This is a genomic window from Streptomyces sp. NPDC058289, assembly GCF_042880975.1.
GTDB lineage: Bacteria > Actinomycetota > Actinomycetes > Streptomycetales > Streptomycetaceae > Streptomyces > Streptomyces stoeckheimensis.
Genome location: NZ_JBHVYI010000084.1, coordinates 16,635 through 36,997, shown reverse-complemented (window position 1 = coordinate 36,997; position 20,363 = coordinate 16,635). Strand labels below are relative to the sequence as shown.

The following is a 20,363-nucleotide window of genomic DNA, read 5'->3' as shown; positions in this document are numbered from 1 at the left end:
GGCTCCGGGCTCCGCGCGTGGTCTTTACCCACCCCCCCCCCCCCCCCCCGCGGGGGGGGGGGGGGGGGGGGGGGCCCCCGTCCGCCCGGCGCCCCCCCGCGGCCGCCGGCACGGGACTCCCGTCCCGCTCCGACCTGTTGCCTCCTGCGCCGACGCGTTCGCGTCGGCGCAGGGCGCGGCCCGCCAGGAACTGATCGGTCCACAGCGCGCAGGCCATGCCCGCGACCAGGGCCAGGACAGCCGTTCCGGCCAGTCCGCGGCTCTTGGTCCCCAACTGCGCCACCGCGGACGGCGGTACGAGCAGAGTGACGCTCATCCGGCCCGCCGCCGGGATCTGCTGCTCGGCCTGCATGTCCGACAGGTGCATCCCGTAGACCTCGACGACCTTCAGCACCGAACGGTCGGCCGTGGCCGGGTCCGTGTGCTCAGCCTGGATCTGGAGGGAGGGGATGAGATAGCGCGGGGTGACGCTCGTGCCGCTGTTGCGCGGGATCAGCCGGTAGGTGCCCGCCACCCCGGCGGCGCGCAGTTCGGCCTCCCCGTCGGAGGAGTCCAACTGCTGTACGGCGGCCAGGGAAACGGCGGCCAGCGGCGGCTGCAGATTGGCGAGCTGGTTCGGCTGGTTGCCGGTCACCGGCGGCTTGAGGACGACGATCGCGGTGCTCACGTACGTCGTGGTGGGCCGGAGCACCTGGAGCGCCCCGGCGGCCGCGAGCACTGCCGCCAGGACCAGCACGTACCAGCGGCGGCGCAACGTGCGGAACAGCTCACCAGGCGACACAGGATTCCTTCCGTCGTGTTCGATCTTCCCAGGACGTCGGGCAACACGCCAACGGTTCCCGGGCAGTTGCGAGGGAGCGTTCGTGAACCTCGGTGAGATAGGAGCGGTGCTGCGGCGCCGCTGGTACGTCATGGCGCCCCTCACACTGTGCGGGGTCCTCGCGGGCGCGCAGCTGTACCAGTCGGTCCCGGTGTCCTACCAGTCCCAGAGCTCGGTGGCCCTGCTCGACTCCACGGCCGTGGCCGAACTGGCCCCTGCCTTCGGCAACCCCATCGCGAACGCGGGCGGTTCGCTCGTGGTCACCGCCGACGTGCTCATCAGGACCCTGTCGGGCGCCGATGCGGCCCGGGACCTGCACGGGCTCGGGGTGACCGACCCCTATACGGTCGGCTTCGCCGCGAACGCCTCGGGCCCGATGCTCACGCTGACCGTCACGGGCACCAACCGGGCCAAGGTCCTCAAGGAGACCAGTCAGCTCACCGACTTCGCCGGCGAGCAGCTCAACGCGCTCCAGGCGGCGGCCAAGGTGCAGCCCGCGTACTTCGTGCAGACCGCCCCCGTGGTGCTGCCGCAGACCCCGAAACCACAGCTCAAGACCCGCTACCAGCAGGTCCTGGCCGTGCTCATCGCCGGTGTGGTCGCCGGCTTCATTGCCTCCTTCGTCCTGGAGAGCATGCTGGCGGGCCGCCGCCGGCGGCGCGAGGCCGCCGAGGCAGCCGCCGGGACGGCCGCCCCGCGCGTGCGCCGACGGACGCGCCACCGCGAGCTGGACGCCACCGCCCTGCTCACCGGCTATCTGGGGCTGGCCTTCTTCATCCCCTCGAACCTGACCCTGCCGGGCCTCGGCGGGGTGGGCACCCCGGCCAACGTCTTCGCGCTCCTGGCCCTGTTCTGGTACCTGGCGACCTGGCTGACCGGCCGGATCAGACCGGCTCCCGGTACCCGGCTGCCCCGGGTCATGATGTGGCTGCTGGCCGTCTCGGTCCTGGCCTCGTACCTGGCGAACGCATCCCGGGGCAGTTCGCACAAGGAGGTGCTGGGCGCCGACCGGGGGCTGATCGGGCTGCTGGTCTGGGTGTCGCTGGTGGTGCTGATCTCCGCCGGGATCCAGGACCGGGCACGCCTGGACGTGCTGCTCCGGCGGGCCGTCGTGATGGGGGCGGTGGTCGCCGCCATCGGCTACTACGACTTCTTCACCGCGACGAACATCGCCGAGAAGATCAGCATCCCGGGGCTCCAGTCGAGCGTCGCGCAGATCACCACCCTGGACCGGGGTGCCTTCACCAGGCCGCGGTCGACGACCGCGCAGCCGCTGGAGTTCGGCGGCATGCTCGCCCTGCTGCTGCCCTTCGCGATCCAGCAGGCCTTCGATCCGGCCCGGTCCCAGCTGAGCCGCTGGCGCCGCTGGGGTCCGGTGGCGCTGATGGGCGGCGCCCTGCCGCTGACGGTGTCACGGACCTCCATCATCGGCGCCCTCATCGTGGTGCTGGTGATGGTGCCCCGGTGGAAGCCGCAGCGCCGCTGGACCACCTTCGGCCTGCTGCTCGGCTCGGTGGCCGTCTTCAAGGTCCTCGTCCCCGGCCTGATCGGCACGATCACCACGCTCTTCGCGTCCTTCGTGTCGAACTCCGACAGCAGCACCCAGGCCCGCACCGTGAAGTACAGCGCGATCGTGCCCTACCTGGAGGAGCGCCCGCTGTTCGGCCGGGGCCTGGGCACCTTCACCCCGGACCTCTACTTCTTCACCGACAACCAGTACATGCTGACCCTGGCGGAGATGGGCCTGCTGGGTCTGCTCGCGCTCCTGGCGCTGTTCCTCACCGGAATCCACCAGGGCGGCGCCATCCGCCGTCTCGCCGCCGACGAGTCCGACCGGGAGCTCGGTCAGGCCTTCTTCGCCTCGGCCCTCGTCGCCCTGGTCAGCGCGGCCACCTTCGACGCCCTCAGCTTCCCGATGTTCGCCGGGATGTTCTTCCTGACGATCGCCGCCGGAGGCAGCTACCTCGGCTTCATCCGGCGCGCCGCGCCCGAGCCCCGAAACGTGGAGTCCCCGTGTCTTGCGACAGCACAGCTTCAACCGGCCCCGTAGCCGTCCTCGTCGTCACCTGGAACAGCGCCCGGGTGATACCCGAGTTCCTCGCCTCCCTGCCGGAGGGCATGGCCGGCGTCGACTGGCGGCTGGTCGTCGCCGACAACGACTCGGCCGACGGCACCGTGGACCTCGTCCGGTCGCTGGCTCCCGAGGCCACGGTCGTCGAGACCGGCCGCAACGCGGGCTACGCGGCCGGGGTGAACGCCGCCCTGGCGGCCGCCGCCGGATGGGACGGCGGCTTCCGCGCCGCCCTGGTGTGCAATCCCGACATCCGCATGCGACGGGGCTGCGCGGAACTCCTCGTCGGCGCGCTCGGCGACTCCGTCGACGGCGGGGACGGCGGGGACGGCGGGGGCCGGGTGGGGATCAGCGTCCCGCTGCTCTACGAGGAGGACGGGACGCTCCACTATTCGCTGCGCCGGGAGTCCCGGGTGACCCGCGCCCTGGGCGAGGCCGTGATCGGCAACCGCCGCGCGGGGCGCTTCCCGCGCTGGAGCGAGCTGGTCACCGATCCGTCGGCGTACGGGCGCAGGACGGTCGCCGACTGGGCGACCGGTGCGCTGATGGCGCTCTCCCGGGAGTGCCTGGAGGTCTGCGGAGCCTGGGACGAATCGTTCTTCCTGTACTCGGAGGAGACCGAGTACTGCCTGCGGGCCGGCGACCGGGGCTTCGCCACCCGGCTCGAACCCGCCGCCTCGGCCGTCCACCTCGGCGGGGACTCGCAGGTCTCCCCGCGGCTGTGGACCCTGCTGACCCTCAACCGCGTACGTCTCTACGGCCGCCGCCACTCGGCGCCCGCCACCGCGGCCTTCCGTGCGGCCGTGCTGCTACGGGAGACCTCCCGGGCGGCGCTCGGCCGCCCGGCGAACCGGGCCGCGGCAAGGGCCCTGGCCAGCCGGACCGCCCTGCGCGCCACCCCCGGGCCCTGAACGGGCGGCCTAGGCGGTGGAGGCAGGACCAGCGGGGGCAGGACCGGTGGGGGCGGGACCGGTGGGCGCCGGGCCGCCCCAGGCGGTGTAGAAGCTCTCCGGGTTGACCAGGTACCGGACGGTGGGACGGGGCAGGTGGCGCACCTCGTGGCGCCGGCTGTAACGGCGCACCAGCTCCCAGTCCTCGCGGGGTAGGACCTCCGGGGTCCGCCGCAGGCGGCTGAAGTAGAGGGCCGGGGTGCGGCGCGCCACGAAGGCATTGGTGTCGAGGAAGGCTTCGTGCGCGGAGCGGCGGCGGTCGAAGGGCACCGACAGCACGTCCCGCTGGGTGCCGTCGGGGAGCATCCTGCGCAGCGCGGTGTACACCGCGTCCGGTCCGCCCGGCGACTCCAGGACCGTCAGGGCCTGCTCCAGATGGTCCGGCTCCCACAGGTTGTCGTCGTCCAGGAAGGCCACGTACCGCGAGCGGCTCAGTCGTATCCCCACATTGCGCACCACTCCGGCCGTGGCCGTGTTCCGTGCCAGCGAGACCGCGAAGAGCCGTGGGTCCGGCGGGAGTTCGGGTAGCCCGGCGCCGTCGTCCACGACGATGACCACCTGGTCGGCCACGGTCTGCCCCAGGGCCGAGCGCACGGCCGCGCGCAGGGCCTCGGGACGGCGGTGGGTGGCGATCACGGTGGCCACCAGCGCGGACGGCGGCCGCTCCAGGAGCGAGCCCAGCCGGCCGGTCTCCGCGTTCTCGAAACGGCGCAGCCGCAGGGCGGAGGGGGCCAGCAGGAGCTTGTTCCTGGCCTCGAAGAGCACCAGCCAGCCGAAGGCCCGCTTGAGCAGCTCCCAGGGGGCCCGGGCGATGCGGCGCATGTCATGTCCTCTCGGTGGTCAGGGGGAGGGTTCGGGTACGACGGGACGCCCGTCCGACATCCGGTTGCCGCGCCACACGTTCCCCGCGCCGCCCGCGTTCCACGCGGCGACCGCCCCGTAGAGCCCGCTCTTGGGGTGGTACTGGGTGGAGAACACGTTGTCCGTGACCTGGATGCCGGTGGCCCCCGGGCCGCCGCCGTAGAGCGCGTACGCCCCTCCGGCCAGCCAGTTGTTGTCGACGACCACGTTGGAGACCACACCGGTGTCGGCGAAGAGCCCGAGCGCCGCGCTGGCGCCCTTGTCGATCGGGACGGAGTTCAGCAGGGTGTTGTGGCGGACCGTCAGTCGGCCCTTGTTGCCGCCGCCGCTGATCACGGCGTCGGTGTGCTGCCACTCCCCGCCCAGATTGCGGAAGGCGACGATGTCGTGCACGTAGTTGTCGTGCAGATCGCCCTGGCCCATGGACAGGGCGTTGCCGAACACCGAGACGTCGCACCAGCCGACCTCGACGGAACTGTCACCCATGTTGGACACCGCATAGTTGACGCCGCCGTTGTCGGGGCCCTTGCCCGGTACGGCGGTGATCGTGGTGTGCAGGACCCGCAGGCCCTTGAAGCCCGGACGGAGGTTGACGCCCCACCAGTTGGTGGAGGTGATCCGGCTGTCGATGATCGTGACGTTGTCGGCGTAGACGTCCAGCGAACCGCGGATGTCCCAGCCCTTGATGACCGTGCCGTCGGTCTTGATCGACATGTTTCCGGTGTCGTGCCGCTCCAGCGCGATCCGCGGGCCGGTGGAGCGCGCGTCGGGGAAGCCGCAGGCGCCGGGCGAGGTGGCGGAGCAGGCGGGGCTCGCCGCGGGCGGCGCACTGCTGCCCGACGGGGGAGCGGGTGACGGGGAGGCCGAGGTCGCGGAGGGGCTCGGGCTGCCGGATGCGGACGGCGAGACGGAGGGCTCGACGGGCACGGGCAGGGGAAGGGGCTTCTCCTCACCGGGGCATTCGAGGGCACTCTCCGGGCAGGAATCGGCCGCCGACTCGCTGCGGCCCGTCCGCTCGGCCTGGTAGAGGGTCAGGGCGGCGACGAGTAAGAACCCGGCAAGCATCCAGGCCCACAGTCGTCTGCGAAGACGTGCCATGTGTCAGTCCTTGATCGTCGTGGCCGCGGCGGCCGGTGCAGAACCGCGGAGGAACCCGAAACCGGGCAGGACACACACGGCGTAGCACAGGGTGGCGGCGGCCGCGGTGGCGAGGAGTGCGAGGACGCCGTCGCCGAGGAGCCGCTCCAGGCCGAGGACCACGCCCGTCATCACGGCCCCGCCGAGGAAGGGCCAGGCGCAGGCGCGCGCCACGGTGCCCAGCCCGACGCCGCCCCGGTGCAGGGCGAAGAGGAACACCGGCACCACGACGGCCCCCGCGACCAGGACGTGGCCCTGGGCCACCCCCTCGATCCCGCCCGCGCCCGCGCCGGCCACCAGCACCGGGACCAGGACGACGAGCCACAGCCCCTGGACCCCGATGAGGGAACGGCGGTGGCCGATGGCCACCAGACAGTCGTAGGCCAGCTCGCAGCCGATCCGGACCAGTCCGAGTCCCATCAGCCACGGCAGCGCGGCGGCGGCGGGCAACCATCGCTCCCCGTAGACGAGTTCGACGATCGGCCCGGCGAGGGCGGCCAGCAGTACGCAGAGCGGGACCGTGCCCGTCATCACCACGCCGAGGGCGCGGCCGAAGCCGGCGGCGAGGGCTCCGGGCCCCCCTCCGGTGCCGCTGTCGGCCAGCCGGGAGAACCCGGCGAAGGACACCCGGCGGGCCGCCTCCGAGATGATCCGTACGGGCCAGCCGGAGATGTTGAAGGCGAGCACGTAGAAGCCGAGGGCCAGCTGGTCGAGGGAGGAACCCACCACCATGGTGTCCACGTTGACGACCCCGAGCGCGAGCATGCTGGCCCCGGCGAGCGGGAGCCCGAAGCGCAGCAGGGCGCGGGCCTGCTCCCGGTCCCAGCCGAACCGCAGGGTGCCGGGCGCGGCCAGGCAGCAGCCGATGAGCGCGGCCACGTTGCCCGCGACGGAGCCCCAGGCGAAGCTCATCGCACCCCAGCCCTGGACGGCGAGCAGCAGGGTCACCGCGGTACTGAGGACGAAGTTGGCGGCGTCGATGGCCATTCGGCGGCCCTGCTGGAACTCCCGGGTGAGGAAACCGGCGGGCACCTGCGAGAGCCCGTCGAGGACCACGCACACACACATCACGCGCAGCACGCCGGAGGCCTCGGGGGAGCCGAGCACGCGGGCCACCAAGGGGGCCGCCGCGAACAGGCCCGCGTACAGCAGCAGGCTGGAGGCGGCGCTCAGCGTGAGGACCGTCGGGGCGAAGCGGCGGGGGTCGCCCTCCCAGCGCACGATGGCCAGGGAGACCCCGAGCTCGTTCGCGGAGAGCAGGACCAGCAGGACCGTCTGGGCGATTCCGTAGACGCCCCAGGCCTCGGGACCGAGGAAGAAGCGGGCGAGGATGATGCCGGTGACGAAATTGCCCAGGCGCATCACCATGGTGTTGACCAGGCTCCACCGGGCGGCGGATCCCACCTTGCGCCCCAGGGAAGGCGCCTCGGGCGGGATCTCCGGCGGGTCCTCGACGCCCGTGTCCGTGGTGGGGGCGGTCACTTCGGTGCCTTGGAGCGGAAGGCGGACGAGGGCAGGACCTTGAGCGCCATCGTGGCCGTGGGGTCGACGGCGCCGGTGTGATCGTCGGAACCGGAACCGGAACCGGAAGCTGAATCGGAGCCGGGGCCGGGGGCCTCGGGCGGCTCCGGGGCGGATGCCACGGCCTTGCGCCGGCCGGGCTTGTCGGCCTTGCGGCGCCGGGCCTCGACGAAGAAGGTGGCCACCAGGCTGAGTACGAAGCCCAGCGCCGCCGCCATGACCAGGTACTGGAGCCGGGTCTTCGTCTGCGCCTCGGGCTTCTGCGGCGGCACGATCGTCGCCATCCGGATCATCGCATCGGGGGTCACCGACTGCTGCGCCTGGAACTCCAGGAGCCGCTTCTCGGCGTACGCGGTGAAGAGCTTGTCGGACTGCAGGACGGCGGCCGGGTCGGTGCCGGTGACGCTCAGCCACATGAAGGGCCCCTGGGCGTTGTCGGCGATCTTCGCCTCGTACAGGCCGGTGAGTCCCTGGGCCTTGAGGTCTGCCTTGGAATCGTCGGAGTTCAGGTTGCGGGCCAGCCCGTCGGCCATGCCGGTGAGCGAGGCCTGGGTGCTCAGGAAGGGGTTGCCATCGAAGGCGACCGTGGCCTTCTTCGAGTTCAGGAGGGTCACGGTGCTCTGCGACCGGTACTCCACCGGGACCAGCAGGTACACGCCGGTGATGAGCGCGGCCGTGAGCAGCAGCCCGGGCAGCAGCACGTACCAGCGCCTGCGCATGACCCGCCAGATCTCCGCGAGGTCCATCAGCCTTCTTTCGATCCAGGTGGAACAGGGGTGGAAACGCTGCTGTGGCCGGAAGGGTTCGCCGCGTACGGCACTCCCTTCCGGCCACAGCGCTAGACGACGGGCGAGGTGCCTGGGACGAGGTCGGTGGGCCGCGGCCGGGTCGCCGCGCTCCCGCCCTCCAGGAGCACCTGCGCGATGCGCTCGCTCGCGCGGCCGTCCCACAGCTCGGGGCAGCGGGGCGCGGGAGGATCGTCGAGCACCCGGTGCACCGTGGCCGTGATGCGGTCCGGGTCGGTGCCCGCCAGGACGTTGGTGCCCTGCTCGACGGTGATCGGTCGCTCGGTGTTCTCCCGGAGGGTCACACAGGGCACGCCGAGCGCGGTGGTCTCCTCCTGGACGCCCCCGGAGTCGGTGAGCACCACGCGGGCGGAGTCCTGCAGGGCGATGAAATCGAGGTATCCGGCGGCCGGCACCAGCCGGATGCCGCCGGGGACGCCGATCTCGGCCAGCCGCTCGGCCGCCCGCGGGTGCACCGGCAGCAGCAGCGGGCAGCGGCCCGCGATCTCGCCCAGCGCCTTCAGCAGGCCGCGCAGGGCGTCCGGATCGTCCACGTTGGCCGGCCGGTGCAGGGTGACCAGGCCGTACCCGCCGCGGGTGAGCCCGTAGCGGTCGAGGACGTCGGAGCGCCGGGCCCGGTCCAGGTTGGCGAACAGGGTGTCGATCATGACGTTGCCCACGACGTGGATCTGGTCCTCCCGGTACCCCTCCGCCCGCAGGTTTGCGGCGGCGTCGGGGGAGGGGGCCAGCAGGTAGTCGCTGATCCGGTCGGTGGCGACCCGATTGACCTCTTCGGGCATGCTCCAGTCCCGGCTGCGCAGTCCCGCCTCCACGTGGGCCAGCAGCGGCCCGGCCTTCGCGGTGACCAGGGCGCAGGCCAAGGTGGAGTTGATGTCCCCGACCACCACGACCGCGTCCGGGACCAGCTCGTCGAGCAGCGGCTCGAAGGCCTCCATCACCCGGCCGGTCTGCAGGGCGTGGCTGCCGGACCCGGCTCCCAGATAGCGGTCGGGAGAGCGGATGCCGAGGTCGCGGAAGAAGACGTCGTTCATGGACTCGTCGTAGTGCTGGCCGGTGTGGACGAGGACGACCTCCGCGCCCCGGCCCTCCAAGGCGTCCATCACCGGCTTGATCTTCATGTAGTTGGGCCGGGCCCCGGCCACGCAGACGATTCTGGTCATGGAGTCAGAGCACCTCCACCGTGGGTCCCGACAGCCGGTTGCGGCAGTCGAGGATCAGCGAGGCGTGCTCGGTGATCATCGGGTAGTCGAAGGAGTCGTGGTCCGTGAGCAGGACGACCACGTCGGCGGCGGCCAGCTCCTTGCGGGTCGGCTCCACCCGCGAGAGGCGGGCGTCCACCTTGATGCTCTCCACCACGTGGGGGTCGGCCGCGCGCACCTTGGCGCCCATGTCCAGGAGCAGCTGGGAGACGCGTACCGCGGGAGACTCCCGGGCGTCGCCGGTGTTCTTCTTGTACGCCAGTCCCAGGAGCAGGATCCGGGAGCCGTTGACCGAGCGGCGCTTGGCGTTGAGCGCGTCCATGACACGGCGCGTCACGTACTCGGGCATGTGGCTGTTGATGTCGTTGGCCAGCTCCACGAAGCGGAAGTTCTGACCCAGCTCGCGCTGGACCCGCCACGACAGGTACGAGGGGTCGATGGGCAGGCAGTGACCGCCGACGCCGGGTCCCGGCGTGAACTTCATGAAGCCGAACGGCTTGCTGGAAGCGGCCTCGATGGTCTGCCACACGTCGATGTCGAGGTGGCGGGCGAACATGGCTATCTCGTTGACCAGGGCGATGTTCACGTGCCGGAAAGTGTTCTCCAGCAGCTTCGCCAGCTCGGCCTCCTTGGGCGAGCGCACCGGCACGGTGGTGTCGACGAGCCCCGCGTAGAAGGTCTCCACGGCCTTGAGCGAGAGGGCGTTGACGCCGGAGACCACCTTCGGCGTCTGCTGGAAGCCCCACACCTTGTTGCCGGGGTCGATGCGTTCCGGGCTGTAGCCGAGGTGGAAGTCCACGCCGGCCGTGAGGCCCGAACCGTCCTCCAGGATCGGCCCGAACAGCTCCTCGGTGGTGCCCGGGTAGGTGGTCGACTCCAGTACGACGGTGGCTCCCGGCCGCAGGAAGCGCGCCAGGGTGTGCGCGGACTCCTCGATGTAGCGCAGGTCGGGGGCACCGTCCTGCAAGGGGGTCGGGACGGTCACGACCGCGACGTCGAAGCCGCCGCAGTCCCGGGCCTGGTCACTGGCCTGGTACGTACCCAGTTCCAGCGCCCGGCTCAGCCGCTCGGAGGAGACGTCCTCCACGTACGACTCGCCGGCGGCGAGGCTCTTGACCCGCCGCACGTCGACGTCGTAGCCGACCACCTGGTGTCCGACCTCGGCGGCCCTGATGGCCAGCGGAAGGCCGACGTATCCCTGTCCCACGACGACGACGCGCATCAGTGACTCCTGTTCGCGGAACCGGAAGGCGGTGTGGACGGTGTGCGCCGGATGAGTTCCCGGACCGTCATGAGGAGGAAGGCGGCATTGGTGGTGAGGTAGCGCTTGCCCAGGCGGCGCGGTTCCTGGAGGGTCCGGTAGAACCATTCGAGCCCCATCCGCTGCCAGAGCAGGGGGGCGCGCTTGGTGATGCCGGCCAGGATGTCGAAGGAGCCGCCCACGCCGTGCACCACGTGGGCGCCGGTGCGCTCGCCGTAGCCGGCGGTGAAGATCTCCTTCTTCGGGGAGGTCATGCCGAGGAACAGCATCCGGGCCCCGCTCCCGGCCACCGCGTCGGCGATCTCGCCCTGTTCGGAGTCCTCGAAGTAGCCGTTGCGGCTCCCGGCCACGCGCAGGGCGGGGAACCGCTCGGAGATCCGCCCGAGCATGAGGTCCAGTACGTCCTGCCGTGCGCCGAGCAGGTAGACGGGGACCTCGGCGGTCTCCGCCGCGGCCAGCAGCCGCATGAACAGGTCGATTCCCGCGACCCGTTCGGGCAGCCGGACCCCGAGGACGCGACCGGCCCAGATCACGGCCTGGCCATCGGCCAGGACGAGGTCGCAGCCGCCGACCGCCGCGGCGAGCCGGGGGTCGCGGCGCATGTTGACCAGCTTGGCCGCGTTGACCATGCCGATCTCGATCTGCTCACCGCGCTGCACGGCGTCGAGGCAGCGCCGGACCGTCTCGTCCATGGTCAGGGGGTCGAGCGCCACTCCGAAGAGGGACTGTCTGTGGTTCATCTCCCGAGCCCCCCGAGCCAGGCGTGGAGCAGCCAGCCGAACTCGTAGGGCCTGCACTCGCGGTCCAGCGCCAGGGGGCGGAAGATCCGGTCGAGCGGCGCCAGCCGGGCCCGCGGGGCGACCCGGGTGGTGAGGCCGCGGGCGGCGCGCACGGCCTTGGCGGGGTCGCCGCGGTAGACCTTGCGCCAGGTGACCCCGTACTCCTCGCGGATCATGGGCTCGCGCGGGACGCCGTCGGGCCCGCTGATCTCGGGGACCTCCGTCATCCAGCGCAGACCCCGGCGGATCTCGGCGCCGAAGTCGGTGCCGCCCGCTTCGGCCAAGTCGAAGAGGGCCGTCGGCGCCATGGCGTGCTGGTGCACGCTGTAGACGGGGTAACCCTCCACCACGCCGCCCGTGCGGGCGTCGTAGTGCCACCACCACTGTCCGCCGTCCCCCTGCAGGGTGCAGATCCGGGCGGCGCAGGCGTCGGCGGCCGCGAGGGCCTTCGGGTCCGGGGCACTGGCGTGCAGCCGGGCCAGGGCCTGGAGCGGATAGGTCTGGTCGGCGAAGCAGGCCACGTGGGAGCGGTACCCGGGGACCAGCCCGGGCGCGGTGGCGTGCGGGAACAGCGGGCCGTCCCCGATCCGGGCCGCCAGCAGGCGGTCGCGGGCGGCCGCCAGCCGGTACTCGACGTCCACCGAGGTACGGGCCGCGGTGAGGGCGGACAGCACCCAGGCGGCTTCCACCGTGTACTGCGGACGTCCGGGGACGTCCAGTTCGGCCACCCTCGCCACGGCGTCCGCGAGCTTGGGGTGGCCGGTCTCGGCCGCGGCCCAGGCGATGAGCGCGGCGTCGCCGAGGTTCGTCACCGCGGGCAGCCGCTCCACCAGGAGGGCCGTGAACTCCGCGGCGCTGCGGCCGTCGAAGAGTGCGCGCTGCCGTTCCTCGGGGAGGAACTGCGCTCCCAGCGCGGTGATGGCCGCGTACCGGGTGCTCGTACCGCGCCGTTCCATGCGCCTCGCGCCGTCGGGGGAGACGGCCCCCACCCGGGTGAAGACGAAGGTCTCCGCGCCCGGCAGGTACATCTCGGGCAGCCCCGCCTCGGCCAGTGCGAGCAGCCGCTCGGCGAGGGCGTGCAGCGACGGGTCCTCGTGGGCCAGTGCTTCTAATCGTCTGGCGGTCACCGGGTCCCCACCTCGGTCTCCCGCCCGTCCTGCTCGCCCTGTATGTCCGAGCTGTAGCCGTACTGCTCCAACACACCTACCCCCTCTGAAAAATCGTTCCTAGGACAGACCCGGCGGTCGTCGTCCGGCGGAGGGGCCTGCGCATGACGCTGCGCGTGCCTACGGTGTGATCCCCCCGATGGCACGAGCGGTCCGGGGTCGCTGGATCCCCCTCCAGCGAAGTCCCGGATCGGGGCGCGCGGACGGCGGCGGACGGGCGCATGATCCTGCGCCGGCCGTCACCTTGTCTGCGATTGCCCTCGTCGTGTACAACCCCCCACTGAACACAGCCTGTTGCCTGCTCAGATCCCGTGTACAGGGACAAGGTATGCCCAAGGATGTTCGTTGATTGTGGTTTTGAGGAAATGGCATTGACCCAAATTGCCGACGTTGCGTCAGGTGCGCTCGGCCAGGGTTCCGTCGGTCTCGTCGTGCAGGGCGCCGGTGCGCGGGCACTCCCACACGCCCGGCTCGCCGTCGCGTTCCAGCAGGCGGACCCCGGCCCGGCCCACCCAGCCGATGCGCCGGGCCGGCACCCCGGCCACAAGCGCGAAGTCCGGTACGTCCCGGGATACGACCGCGCCGGCCGCGACCAGCGCCCACCGTCCGATCCGGACCCCCGCGACGCACACCGAACGGGCCCCCAGGGAGGCCCCCTCGGCCACGATGACGCCGGCCGCCTCCCAGTCGCCGCCGCGCTTCTGCCGGCCGTCGGGTTCGACGGCCCGCGGGTAGAAGTCGTTGGTGAGCACCGCGGCCGGGCCGATGAACACCCCGTCACCGAGTTCGGCCGGCTCGTATACCAGGGCGTAGTTCTGCAGTTTGACGTTGTCCCCGATCCGTACGCCGGGGCCGACGTACGCTCCTCGTCCCACGATGCAGTCGCGGCCGAGCCTGGCATCCTCCCGCACCTGCGCCAGATCCCAGATCGTGGTCCCCTCGCCGATTTCGGCCGTCTCGTCGACCTGGGAGGAGGGTTGAATTCGGACACTCACGGGGCGGTCCCCTTACGGCTCGCGAGGCGTTCGGACGTACGCCGCATGGAGGTACGTCGCATGGAGGTACGTCGCATTGAGGTACGGAGGGAGCATATGCGGCATCGACCGTCCGCGCCCCGAAGAGCAACCAACTGTTCAGGGACTGGACTTGACGGTGCCTCGGCCGCAGGTGAGGTCCGCTGCCTTAAGGTCGCCCGATCGCTTCCTTAAGTGGAACCTAAGGTTCGCCACCACCACCCCGAATCGATCAAATGTCCGTTTCGGGGCGGCTAGCGTGCTGCCGCACCTTGAACTCCCCGGCAATACAGAGGCAGGCACGCGATGGGCAGCACGACCGGTCACCGGCGCAGGACGAGCAAGAAGGCGAAGGCCGCAGGCGGTACGGCGGTGGCGGTGCTGATCGCAGCCGCCGCCTTCGCCTTCACGGGTACGGCCCAGGCCGCCTCGGTCGGCGCGGTGTACACGAAGTCGAGTTCCTGGAGCGGCGGCTACACCGGAACGTACGTGATCACCAACAACAAGACCCGGGCGCAGACCGGTTGGACCCTGGAGTTCGACCTGCCCGCGGGCACGACGATCGCCTCCCTGTGGAACGGCTCGCACACGGTCAGCGGCCGCCACGTCACCGTGAAACCGGCGGCATGGAACAAGGAGCTGGGCGCGGGAGCCTCCGTCACGATCGGCTTCGTCACGAGCGCGAGCGGAACCCCGGGCAACCCGACGGCCTGTCGGATCAACGGGGCGAAGTGCTCGGCGGACCAGGGCCCGACGCCCCCGCCGGGCGGCCGCCCCACCACGGCCCCCACGGGTGCCCCGACCGCCGCGCCGACGCCGGCGCCGACGGCCGGTACGAGCGCTCCTGCGACCCCCACGGGGCAGCCGACCAAGCCCACCCGGCCCACCGCGACGGCCACCGCCACGACCCCGCCGCCGACCGGGAACCCGGCCGGCGGCGCGCGCTTCGCGCCGTACGTGGACACCTCCCTCCACCCGGCCTACGACCTGGTCGACACGGCGGCCAGGACCGGCGTCAAGGAGTTCCACCTCGCCTTCATCACCTCCGGCGGCGGCTGCGCCCCGCTGTGGGGCGGGGTCACCGAGCTCGCGAGCGACAAGGTCGCCGCGCAGATCGGCGCCCTGCGGGCCAAGGGCGGGGACGTACGCGTCTCCTTCGGCGGAGCCGCCGGCCACGAGCTGGCCCTGAACTGCGGCTCCGCGCAGGAGCTCGCCGCCGCCTACGGCAAGGTCATCGACCAGTACCGGCTGACCAAGGTCGACTTCGACATCGAGGGCGCGGCCCTGCCCGACACGGCCGCCAACACCCGCCGCGCGCAGGCCATCACCCTGCTGCAGGCCTCCCACCCGGGACTCGACGTGGCCTTCACCCTGCCCGTGATGCCCGAGGGGCTCACGCAGCCGGGCGTGGCCCTGTTGGCGGACGCGAAGAAGGCCGGCGTGCGGATCCACGGCGTCAACATCATGGCCATGGACTACGGCCCCGCCTACAGCGGTGACATGGGGCGGTACGCGATCCAGGCCGCCACGGCCACGCAGGCCCAGATCAAGGGCGTACTGGGCCTCACCGACGCGGCGGCCTGGAAGGCCGTCGCCGTCACGCCGATGATCGGCGTCAACGACGTCACGAGCGAGATCTTCACGGTCGCCGACGCCACCCAGCTCGTGGAGTTCGCGAGCGAGAAGGGAATCGGCAGGCTGGCGATGTGGTCCGCGACCCGCGACCAGCAGTGCCCTGCCGGAGTCGTGAACTACGCCGACGCGACGTGCAGTTCGATCCTCCAGCAGCCCCTGGCCTTCACGAAGGCCTTCGGAGCCCTGCGCTAGGCGCGCGGGCGCAACGCGACCACGGTGTCGCCCGTCAGCAGGTAGACGAGGTCACCGTGGATCGCGATGCCCGGCCAATCGCGCCGGGCGTTCGCACTGTCGTCCTGACGCGCAGCGCTCTGCCACAGCAGGTCTCCGCTGTCGGCGGCGAAGCAGTGGACGCTCCCGTCCGTGCCCGGGACGTGGACCCGCCCGTCGGCCACCCGCAACGGGCTCTTCCCGCTGCGTGTCCACTCCTTGAGGTACCACGACTCGGCCGTCCAGCGCGGCTCGCCCGTGACGTCATCGGCGGCGGTCACCGTGCCGTCCGGGGCCATTCCGTAGTAGGTACCGCCCGACTCCACGTACTCCATGGCGCCGGGCAGGGGCGTGGGCGTCGCGCGTGCATTCCATACGGCGTGGCAAGCCCTTCGGCCCGTACGGTCGCCCCCAGGGTGGGGCCCGGCACGAACTGGGTGGCCATCCAAGGGCGTTCCGCATCGGGGTCGGCGTCCACCACCGGGGCGGTGAAGGTCCCCGAAACCCTCCGCGCCGAGGCCACCTCCTGGCGGAAGCGGATCCGGAACTCCCGGTCGTCCGCGAACTGCTGGTGGACGACCTTGACCGCCACCATCCGCCCGGACTCGAGGCTCCGCGCCAGGAACACCGTGCCCATTCCGCCTGCGCCCAGCCGGTCCTGCAGCCGGTACCCGCCCACGACGAGCGGATCGGTCTGGTGAAGTCCCACCCCTTGTACCCCTCTGTCCCCCCGACCGCGGTACGCGGCTCAGGCCAGAGGCTAACGGGCTCGTCCCGGGCCCGGGCCGCGTCGGCTCACGTGCTCGAGGATGACGAGGCGCTGGGTTGCGCGGGTCATCGCGACGTAGCGGTCTACGGCGCCTTCGATGCCCTCGCCGAAGGTGTCCGGGTCGATGAGGACGACCAGGTCGAATTCGAGTCCCTTCGACAGGGTCGGCGTCAGTACGCGGACGCGGGAGCTCGCCGGGAACGTGTCGTCGTCGAGGGCAGCGGCGGTGATGACACAGGCGACCCCGTCGGCCTGGGCGTCGAGCCAGTCGCCGAGGACCGCGGCCAGGTCCGCGGTGCGGCCGTGCGTGACGGGGATGCCGCTGCTGCGGACGGAGGTCGGCACGTTCGCGTCGGGGAGCGCGGCGCGGATGGCCGGCTCGGCCTCGGCCATGACCTCTTCCGGGGTGCGGTAGTTGACGCTCAGGGAGGCCATGGTGATCCGGTCGAGCCCGGCCCGTTCGAGCCGCTCCCGCCACGACTCGGTGAACCCGTGCCGGGCCTGCGCGCGGTCCCCGACGATCGTGAAGCTCCGCGACGGGCAACGGGCCAGCAGCATCTGCCATTCGGCGTCGGTCAGTTCCTGCGCCTCGTCCACGATGATGTGGGCGAACGGGCCCGCGAGCAGGTCGGGTTCGGCGCCGGGCAGTGCGTCCCCGTCGATCAGGGCGTCCTGCAGGTCCCGTCCCCGCAGCATCCCCACCGCCCCCTGGCTCTCGTCGATCTCGGTGTCCTGGAGCAGCCGGTCGATGACCTCGGACCTGCGCGCACGCTCGGCGGCGACGGCGGCCTCGTGCCGGCGCTTGCGTACGGAGGCCTCGGCATCGCCGAGCCGCTGCCGGGCCGCGTCCAGGATCGGCAGGTCCGACACCGTCCAGGCCCGGGCGTCGGCGCGCTGAAGGAGCGACACGTCATCGGGTCCGAGCCACGGGGCGCACTTGCGCAGGTAGGCGGGCACCGACCAGAGGTCTCCGACGAGCTCGCCCGCATCGAGCATCGGCCAGGCACGGTTGAGGGTGGTGATGAGCTCCCGGTCCTGGAGCAGTGAACGCCGGAGCAGGTGGGGCGGGACGTCGCTGTCGTCCCGGTCCATCAGGATCGTGAGCAGCTCCTCCAGGATCTGGTCGCGCGCTTCGTTGTGCGGGGTGCCCGGTTCCACCGCCTCGAACGCGGCCGCCCAGTCGTCCGCGCCGAGCCAGAGGTCCGACCAGTGGCTGGAGACGGTCGTCCCCTTGGTGGGCGGCTCCTCGTAGATGCGCACCGCCGCCTCGACCGCCTTCACCAGGTCGGCGGACGATTTGAGGAGGGCCACGCGGGGATCGGCCTCGACCTCCGCGCCGGCTCCCTCGGTGACGAGGTCGCGCAGGGTGCAGGTCTGCACGCCCTCCTCGCCGAGGCTGGGCAGCACGTCCGAGACGTAGGCCAGGTAGGGCCGGCTCGGTCCGACGAACAGCACGCCGCCGCGGCGGTGACCCAGCCGGGGGTCGGAGTAGAGCAGGTGGGCGGTGCGGTGCAGGGCGACGACGGTCTTGCCCGTACCCGGACCGCCGTCGACGACGAGGGCGCCCCGGGAGCCGGCCCGGATGATGGCGTCCTGGTCGGTCTGGATGGTGGCGAGCACGTCGCGCATCCGGGCCGACCGGTTGCCGCCGAGGCTGGCGATGAACGCGGACTGGTCGTCGAGCGCGGCGCGCCCTTCGAGCCCGTCCGCGGAGAACACCTCGTCCCAGTAGTCGCTGATCCGCCCGCGGGTCCAGCGGTACCTGCGACGGCTCGCCAGACCCATCGGGACGGCGTGCGTCGCCGCGAAGAAGGGCTCGGCCGCGGGGGAGCGCCAGTCCAGCAGCAGCCGGTTGCCCGCGCTGTCGGTGAGGCCGAGGCGGCCGATGTACACGGGCTCGGAGCCGTCGGCGGGGACGATGTGCCCCAGGCACAGGTCCAGCCCGAAGCGGCGCAGGGTGCGCAGCCGGCTGGTCAGGCGGTGGATCTCCGCGTCGCGGTCCATCGCCTCCCGGCCGACGCCGCCGGGCGCCTTGCGCGTGGCCTCGAGGCGGTCGGACAGTTCGGCGATCGTCTGCTGCAGGCAGTGCGAGACGGCCGCGAAGTGCGCCTCGTCGCCCCCGATCAGCGCCGGGTCGGCCTTGGGGGAAAGGTGGTCGGGAAGTTCGAACGCACTGGTGGTGGTCGCCACCGCCTCGACGGAACCGTGTGATCCAAGAGCTGACATATCGGAACGCACTGAGTGAATCTCCCATTTTTCGGCAAGTTCTGGCCTCGGTCCGCGATTTTGCCCCAGGCTGGGGGCCTTGCCGCAAGCCCCCCAGTGCGCTATATGTTGTACATGGCAAGGAGTGCGTATACCTCCTCGCCGTTCTCTGCATACTCCGCACCCCCTCCTCCACCCGCCCGATGGGGCCTGGTGAGGACGGCTGGCTACAGTACGGCCATGACTTCCCAGGCCGTACCCCTTCACCTCACGAAGCCGGCACCGGCCCATGTGGTGGCCGTACTCGCCTTCGACGGCATGGCGCCCTTCGAACTGGGCGTGGTGGTCGAGGTGTTCGGACTCACCCGCCCCGAGCTGGGGGACCTGCCCTGGTACGAGCTTCGGGTCTGCTCGGCGGAACCCGGCCGGGACCTGCGTGTGGTGGGCGGGTTCACCCTCCGCGCCGAGCACGGGCTCGACGCCCTCTCCGCCGCGGACACCGTGATCATCCCCGGAGTCTCCCCGGCGGGCGGCACCATCGCGCCCTCGCTGGTCGACGCCCTGCTCAAGGCCCATGCCCGGGGCGCGCGCCTGGTCTCCATCTGCTCGGGTGCCTTCGCGCTCGCCGCGACCGGTCTCCTCGACGGCCGCCGGGCCACCACCCACTGGCGCTACGCCCGCACCCTCGCCGAGCGCCATCCCGCCGTCGAGGTCGACGCGGACGTCCTCTACGTCGACAACGGCGACGTACTGACCAGCGCGGGCAGCGCCGCCGGCATCGACCTCTGTCTCTACCTGGTCCGCGCCGACCACGGCGCCGCCGTCGCCAACACCGTGGCCCGCCGCTTCGTCGTGCCACCCCATCGCGAGGGCGGGCAGGCACAGTTCATCGAGGCGGCGGTGGGAGAGATAGGACCCGACGGCGTCGACGACGGGATCTCCCGGAGCATGGCCTGGGCCCTCCAGCGGCTGTACGGCCCGCTCTCGGTCCCGGCCCTGGCCCGTGCGGCGAACATGTCGGAGCGTTCCTTCCTCCGCCACTTCACCCGTCGCAACGGTGTGAGCCCGATCCGCTGGGTGGTCTCCCAGCGGATCGCGGCGAGCCTGCCGTTGCTGGAGTCGGGCGAGGGCACGGTGGACGAGGTGGCCGCGGCGGTCGGCTTCGACTCCACCGCGACGTACCGCCACCACTTCACCCGCCAGATGCGGACGACGCCGACGGCCTACCGGAAGGCATTCGTCAGGATCACCGCACCCCTGGCGGGATCTTGGCGAGTGGAGGCGTTTACGCCACTCGTCGCGGGAGGCGCAGGAACAGAGGATGGAGTCATCGCCGCAGGGAGTCCACCCGGCCGGCGAGCCCCCGCCCTCCGCCCCGTACAAGGAGTTCCCCCATGTCCGTGACCGTCTCGTCCACCGTTGCCGCCGAGCCCACCAGCGCCGAGCCCACCAGCGCCGTTCTCTCCGTCCCCGCCGCGGCTCCGGGCGTCGCGGCGGCCCACTACGCCGCGCGGCTCGCCTTCGAGGCGGACGTCTCGGACGTACGGGCCGACCTGCTCTCCGGTGTCCCCGGTCTCGTGGTGGTCGACTCCCGCAGTGAGGCCGCCTGGGACCAGGGCCACATCCCCGGGGCGCTGCACCTTCCGACGGCGCGGATCGCGGAGCTGGCGCCGACGCTGATCGACCCGGCGCTGACGGTGGTCACCTACTGCTGGGGCCCCGGCTGCAACGGCGCCACCCGTGCGGCGCTGGCCTTCGCCCGCCTGGGCTACCAGGTGAAGGAGATGCTCGGCGGATTCGAGTACTGGGTCCGCGAGGGCTTCGCCTTCGAGACCGCCCACGGCACCGACCAGCGCGCGATCGACGATCTGACCGCCCCGCGCTCGGGCATCTCCTGCGCCTGCTGAGCGGATGGTGGCGGCGCCGTTCCGCGAGGAGGACGCGAGGCGCACCGTAGGCC

Annotated in this window: 18 protein-coding genes; 5 read left to right on the top strand and 13 right to left on the bottom strand. The window is 71.9% G+C overall.

Annotation, left to right across the window (positions count from 1 at the left end):
* On the bottom strand, positions 1-781 hold a 781-nt coding region (locus tag ACFVX6_RS31975), incomplete at its 3' end, for a hypothetical protein (RefSeq protein ID WP_389697406.1).
* 82 nt (positions 782-863) lie between these two features.
* Here ACFVX6_RS31975 and ACFVX6_RS31970 point away from each other — a divergent pair.
* Both ACFVX6_RS31970 and ACFVX6_RS31965 read left to right on the top strand, forming a co-directional pair.
* A complete protein-coding gene (locus ACFVX6_RS31970) occupies positions 864-2,870 on the top strand; it encodes an O-antigen ligase family protein (protein WP_389697404.1) in 2,007 nt (668 codons plus the stop codon).
* Positions 2,834-3,802: a glycosyltransferase gene (locus ACFVX6_RS31965; protein WP_389697402.1), complete on the top strand. Its 969-nt coding sequence runs from the start codon at positions 2,834-2,836 to the stop codon at positions 3,800-3,802. The genes ACFVX6_RS31970 and ACFVX6_RS31965 overlap by 37 nt, the downstream gene beginning before the upstream one ends.
* A 9-nt stretch (positions 3,803-3,811) precedes the next feature.
* Here the strand turns inward: ACFVX6_RS31965 and ACFVX6_RS31960 are convergent, their stop codons facing one another.
* From ACFVX6_RS31960 to ACFVX6_RS31920, 9 genes are all read right to left on the bottom strand, one after another.
* Positions 3,812-4,663, bottom strand: a complete 852-nt coding sequence (locus tag ACFVX6_RS31960) for a glycosyltransferase family 2 protein (protein ID WP_389697400.1) — start codon at positions 4,661-4,663, stop codon at positions 3,812-3,814.
* Between the two features lie 18 nt (positions 4,664-4,681).
* Positions 4,682-5,800, bottom strand: a complete 1,119-nt coding sequence (locus ACFVX6_RS31955; RefSeq protein WP_389697398.1) for a hypothetical protein — start codon at positions 5,798-5,800, stop codon at positions 4,682-4,684.
* A gap of 3 nt (positions 5,801-5,803) precedes the next feature.
* Positions 5,804-7,321, bottom strand: a complete 1,518-nt coding sequence (locus tag ACFVX6_RS31950) for an oligosaccharide flippase family protein (RefSeq protein WP_389697396.1) — start codon at positions 7,319-7,321, stop codon at positions 5,804-5,806.
* Complete coding sequence (locus ACFVX6_RS31945; RefSeq protein WP_389697394.1) at positions 7,318-8,106, bottom strand: chain length determinant protein; 789 nt, start codon at positions 8,104-8,106, stop codon at positions 7,318-7,320. Before ACFVX6_RS31945 ends, ACFVX6_RS31950 begins: the two co-directional genes overlap by 4 nt.
* A gap of 92 nt (positions 8,107-8,198) precedes the next feature.
* A complete protein-coding gene (gene wecB, locus ACFVX6_RS31940) occupies positions 8,199-9,326 on the bottom strand; it encodes a non-hydrolyzing UDP-N-acetylglucosamine 2-epimerase (protein WP_389697392.1) in 1,128 nt (375 codons plus the stop codon).
* Positions 9,327-9,330: 4 nt separating this feature from the next.
* A complete protein-coding gene (locus ACFVX6_RS31935; RefSeq protein WP_389697390.1) occupies positions 9,331-10,587 on the bottom strand; it encodes a nucleotide sugar dehydrogenase in 1,257 nt (418 codons plus the stop codon).
* On the bottom strand, positions 10,587-11,366 hold the full coding sequence (locus ACFVX6_RS31930) for a WecB/TagA/CpsF family glycosyltransferase (RefSeq protein ID WP_389697388.1): 780 nt from the start codon (positions 11,364-11,366) through the stop codon (positions 10,587-10,589). Before ACFVX6_RS31930 ends, ACFVX6_RS31935 begins: the two co-directional genes overlap by 1 nt.
* Positions 11,363-12,532: a hypothetical protein gene (locus tag ACFVX6_RS31925; protein ID WP_389697386.1), complete on the bottom strand. Its 1,170-nt coding sequence runs from the start codon at positions 12,530-12,532 to the stop codon at positions 11,363-11,365. Before ACFVX6_RS31925 ends, ACFVX6_RS31930 begins: the two co-directional genes overlap by 4 nt.
* Before the next feature lie 434 nt (positions 12,533-12,966).
* The gene (locus ACFVX6_RS31920; protein WP_389697384.1) at positions 12,967-13,566 is read right to left on the bottom strand and encodes an acyltransferase; all 600 of its coding nucleotides are present in this window, start codon (positions 13,564-13,566) and stop codon (positions 12,967-12,969) included.
* Positions 13,567-13,890: 324 nt separating this feature from the next.
* Here ACFVX6_RS31920 and ACFVX6_RS31915 point away from each other — a divergent pair, with 324 nt between their 5' ends.
* Positions 13,891-15,411 carry a cellulose binding domain-containing protein gene (locus ACFVX6_RS31915; RefSeq protein WP_389697382.1) on the top strand — a complete coding sequence of 507 codons (1,521 nt, stop codon included), beginning with the start codon at positions 13,891-13,893 and terminating at the stop codon, positions 15,409-15,411.
* Here the strand turns inward: ACFVX6_RS31915 and ACFVX6_RS31910 are convergent.
* Genes ACFVX6_RS31910 through helR form a run of 3 tightly spaced genes read right to left on the bottom strand, consistent with a single transcriptional unit; the run spans position 15,408 to position 18,388 of the window.
* The gene (locus ACFVX6_RS31910; protein ID WP_389697380.1) at positions 15,408-15,764 is read right to left on the bottom strand and encodes a PQQ-binding-like beta-propeller repeat protein; all 357 of its coding nucleotides are present in this window, start codon (positions 15,762-15,764) and stop codon (positions 15,408-15,410) included. The two genes, ACFVX6_RS31915 and ACFVX6_RS31910, sit on opposite strands and share 4 nt — an antisense overlap.
* Positions 15,707-16,138 (bottom strand): hypothetical protein, encoded by a 432-nt coding sequence (locus ACFVX6_RS31905; RefSeq protein WP_389697378.1) that lies wholly within the window; start codon positions 16,136-16,138, stop codon positions 15,707-15,709. Before ACFVX6_RS31905 ends, ACFVX6_RS31910 begins: the two co-directional genes overlap by 58 nt.
* Before the next feature lie 51 nt (positions 16,139-16,189).
* Positions 16,190-18,388 (bottom strand): RNA polymerase recycling motor ATPase HelR, encoded by a 2,199-nt coding sequence (gene helR / locus ACFVX6_RS31900; protein ID WP_389697376.1) that lies wholly within the window; start codon positions 18,386-18,388, stop codon positions 16,190-16,192.
* A gap of 255 nt (positions 18,389-18,643) precedes the next feature.
* Here helR and ACFVX6_RS31895 point away from each other — a divergent pair, with 255 nt between their 5' ends.
* Together ACFVX6_RS31895 and ACFVX6_RS31890 are read left to right on the top strand one after the other, a co-directional pair.
* Positions 18,644-19,807, top strand: coding sequence for a helix-turn-helix domain-containing protein (locus tag ACFVX6_RS31895; RefSeq protein WP_389697374.1), 1,164 nt, complete (start codon positions 18,644-18,646; stop codon positions 19,805-19,807).
* Complete coding sequence (locus ACFVX6_RS31890; protein ID WP_389697372.1) at positions 19,798-20,310, top strand: rhodanese-like domain-containing protein; 513 nt, start codon at positions 19,798-19,800, stop codon at positions 20,308-20,310. The genes ACFVX6_RS31895 and ACFVX6_RS31890 overlap by 10 nt, the downstream gene beginning before the upstream one ends.
* Positions 20,311-20,363 lie beyond the last annotated feature (53 nt).

Excerpts from the sequence above, each read along its gene's own strand:
- wecB (WP_389697392.1), bottom strand. The coding sequence starts at position 9,326 with ATGACCAGAATCGTCTGCGTGGCCGGGGCCCGGCCCAACTACATGAAG.
- ACFVX6_RS31915 (WP_389697382.1), top strand. The coding sequence starts at position 13,891 with ATGGGCAGCACGACCGGTCACCGGCGCAGGACGAGCAAGAAGGCGAAG.
- ACFVX6_RS31945 (WP_389697394.1), bottom strand. The coding sequence starts at position 8,106 with ATGGACCTCGCGGAGATCTGGCGGGTCATGCGCAGGCGCTGGTACGTG.
- ACFVX6_RS31895 (WP_389697374.1), top strand. The coding sequence starts at position 18,644 with ATGACTTCCCAGGCCGTACCCCTTCACCTCACGAAGCCGGCACCGGCC.
- ACFVX6_RS31890 (WP_389697372.1), top strand. The coding sequence starts at position 19,798 with ATGTCCGTGACCGTCTCGTCCACCGTTGCCGCCGAGCCCACCAGCGCC.
- ACFVX6_RS31930 (WP_389697388.1), bottom strand. The coding sequence starts at position 11,366 with ATGAACCACAGACAGTCCCTCTTCGGAGTGGCGCTCGACCCCCTGACC.
- ACFVX6_RS31910 (WP_389697380.1), bottom strand. The coding sequence starts at position 15,764 with ATGGAGTACGTGGAGTCGGGCGGTACCTACTACGGAATGGCCCCGGAC.
- ACFVX6_RS31935 (WP_389697390.1), bottom strand. The coding sequence starts at position 10,587 with ATGCGCGTCGTCGTCGTGGGACAGGGATACGTCGGCCTTCCGCTGGCC.
- ACFVX6_RS31960 (WP_389697400.1), bottom strand. The coding sequence starts at position 4,663 with ATGCGCCGCATCGCCCGGGCCCCCTGGGAGCTGCTCAAGCGGGCCTTC.
- ACFVX6_RS31955 (WP_389697398.1), bottom strand. The coding sequence starts at position 5,800 with ATGGCACGTCTTCGCAGACGACTGTGGGCCTGGATGCTTGCCGGGTTC.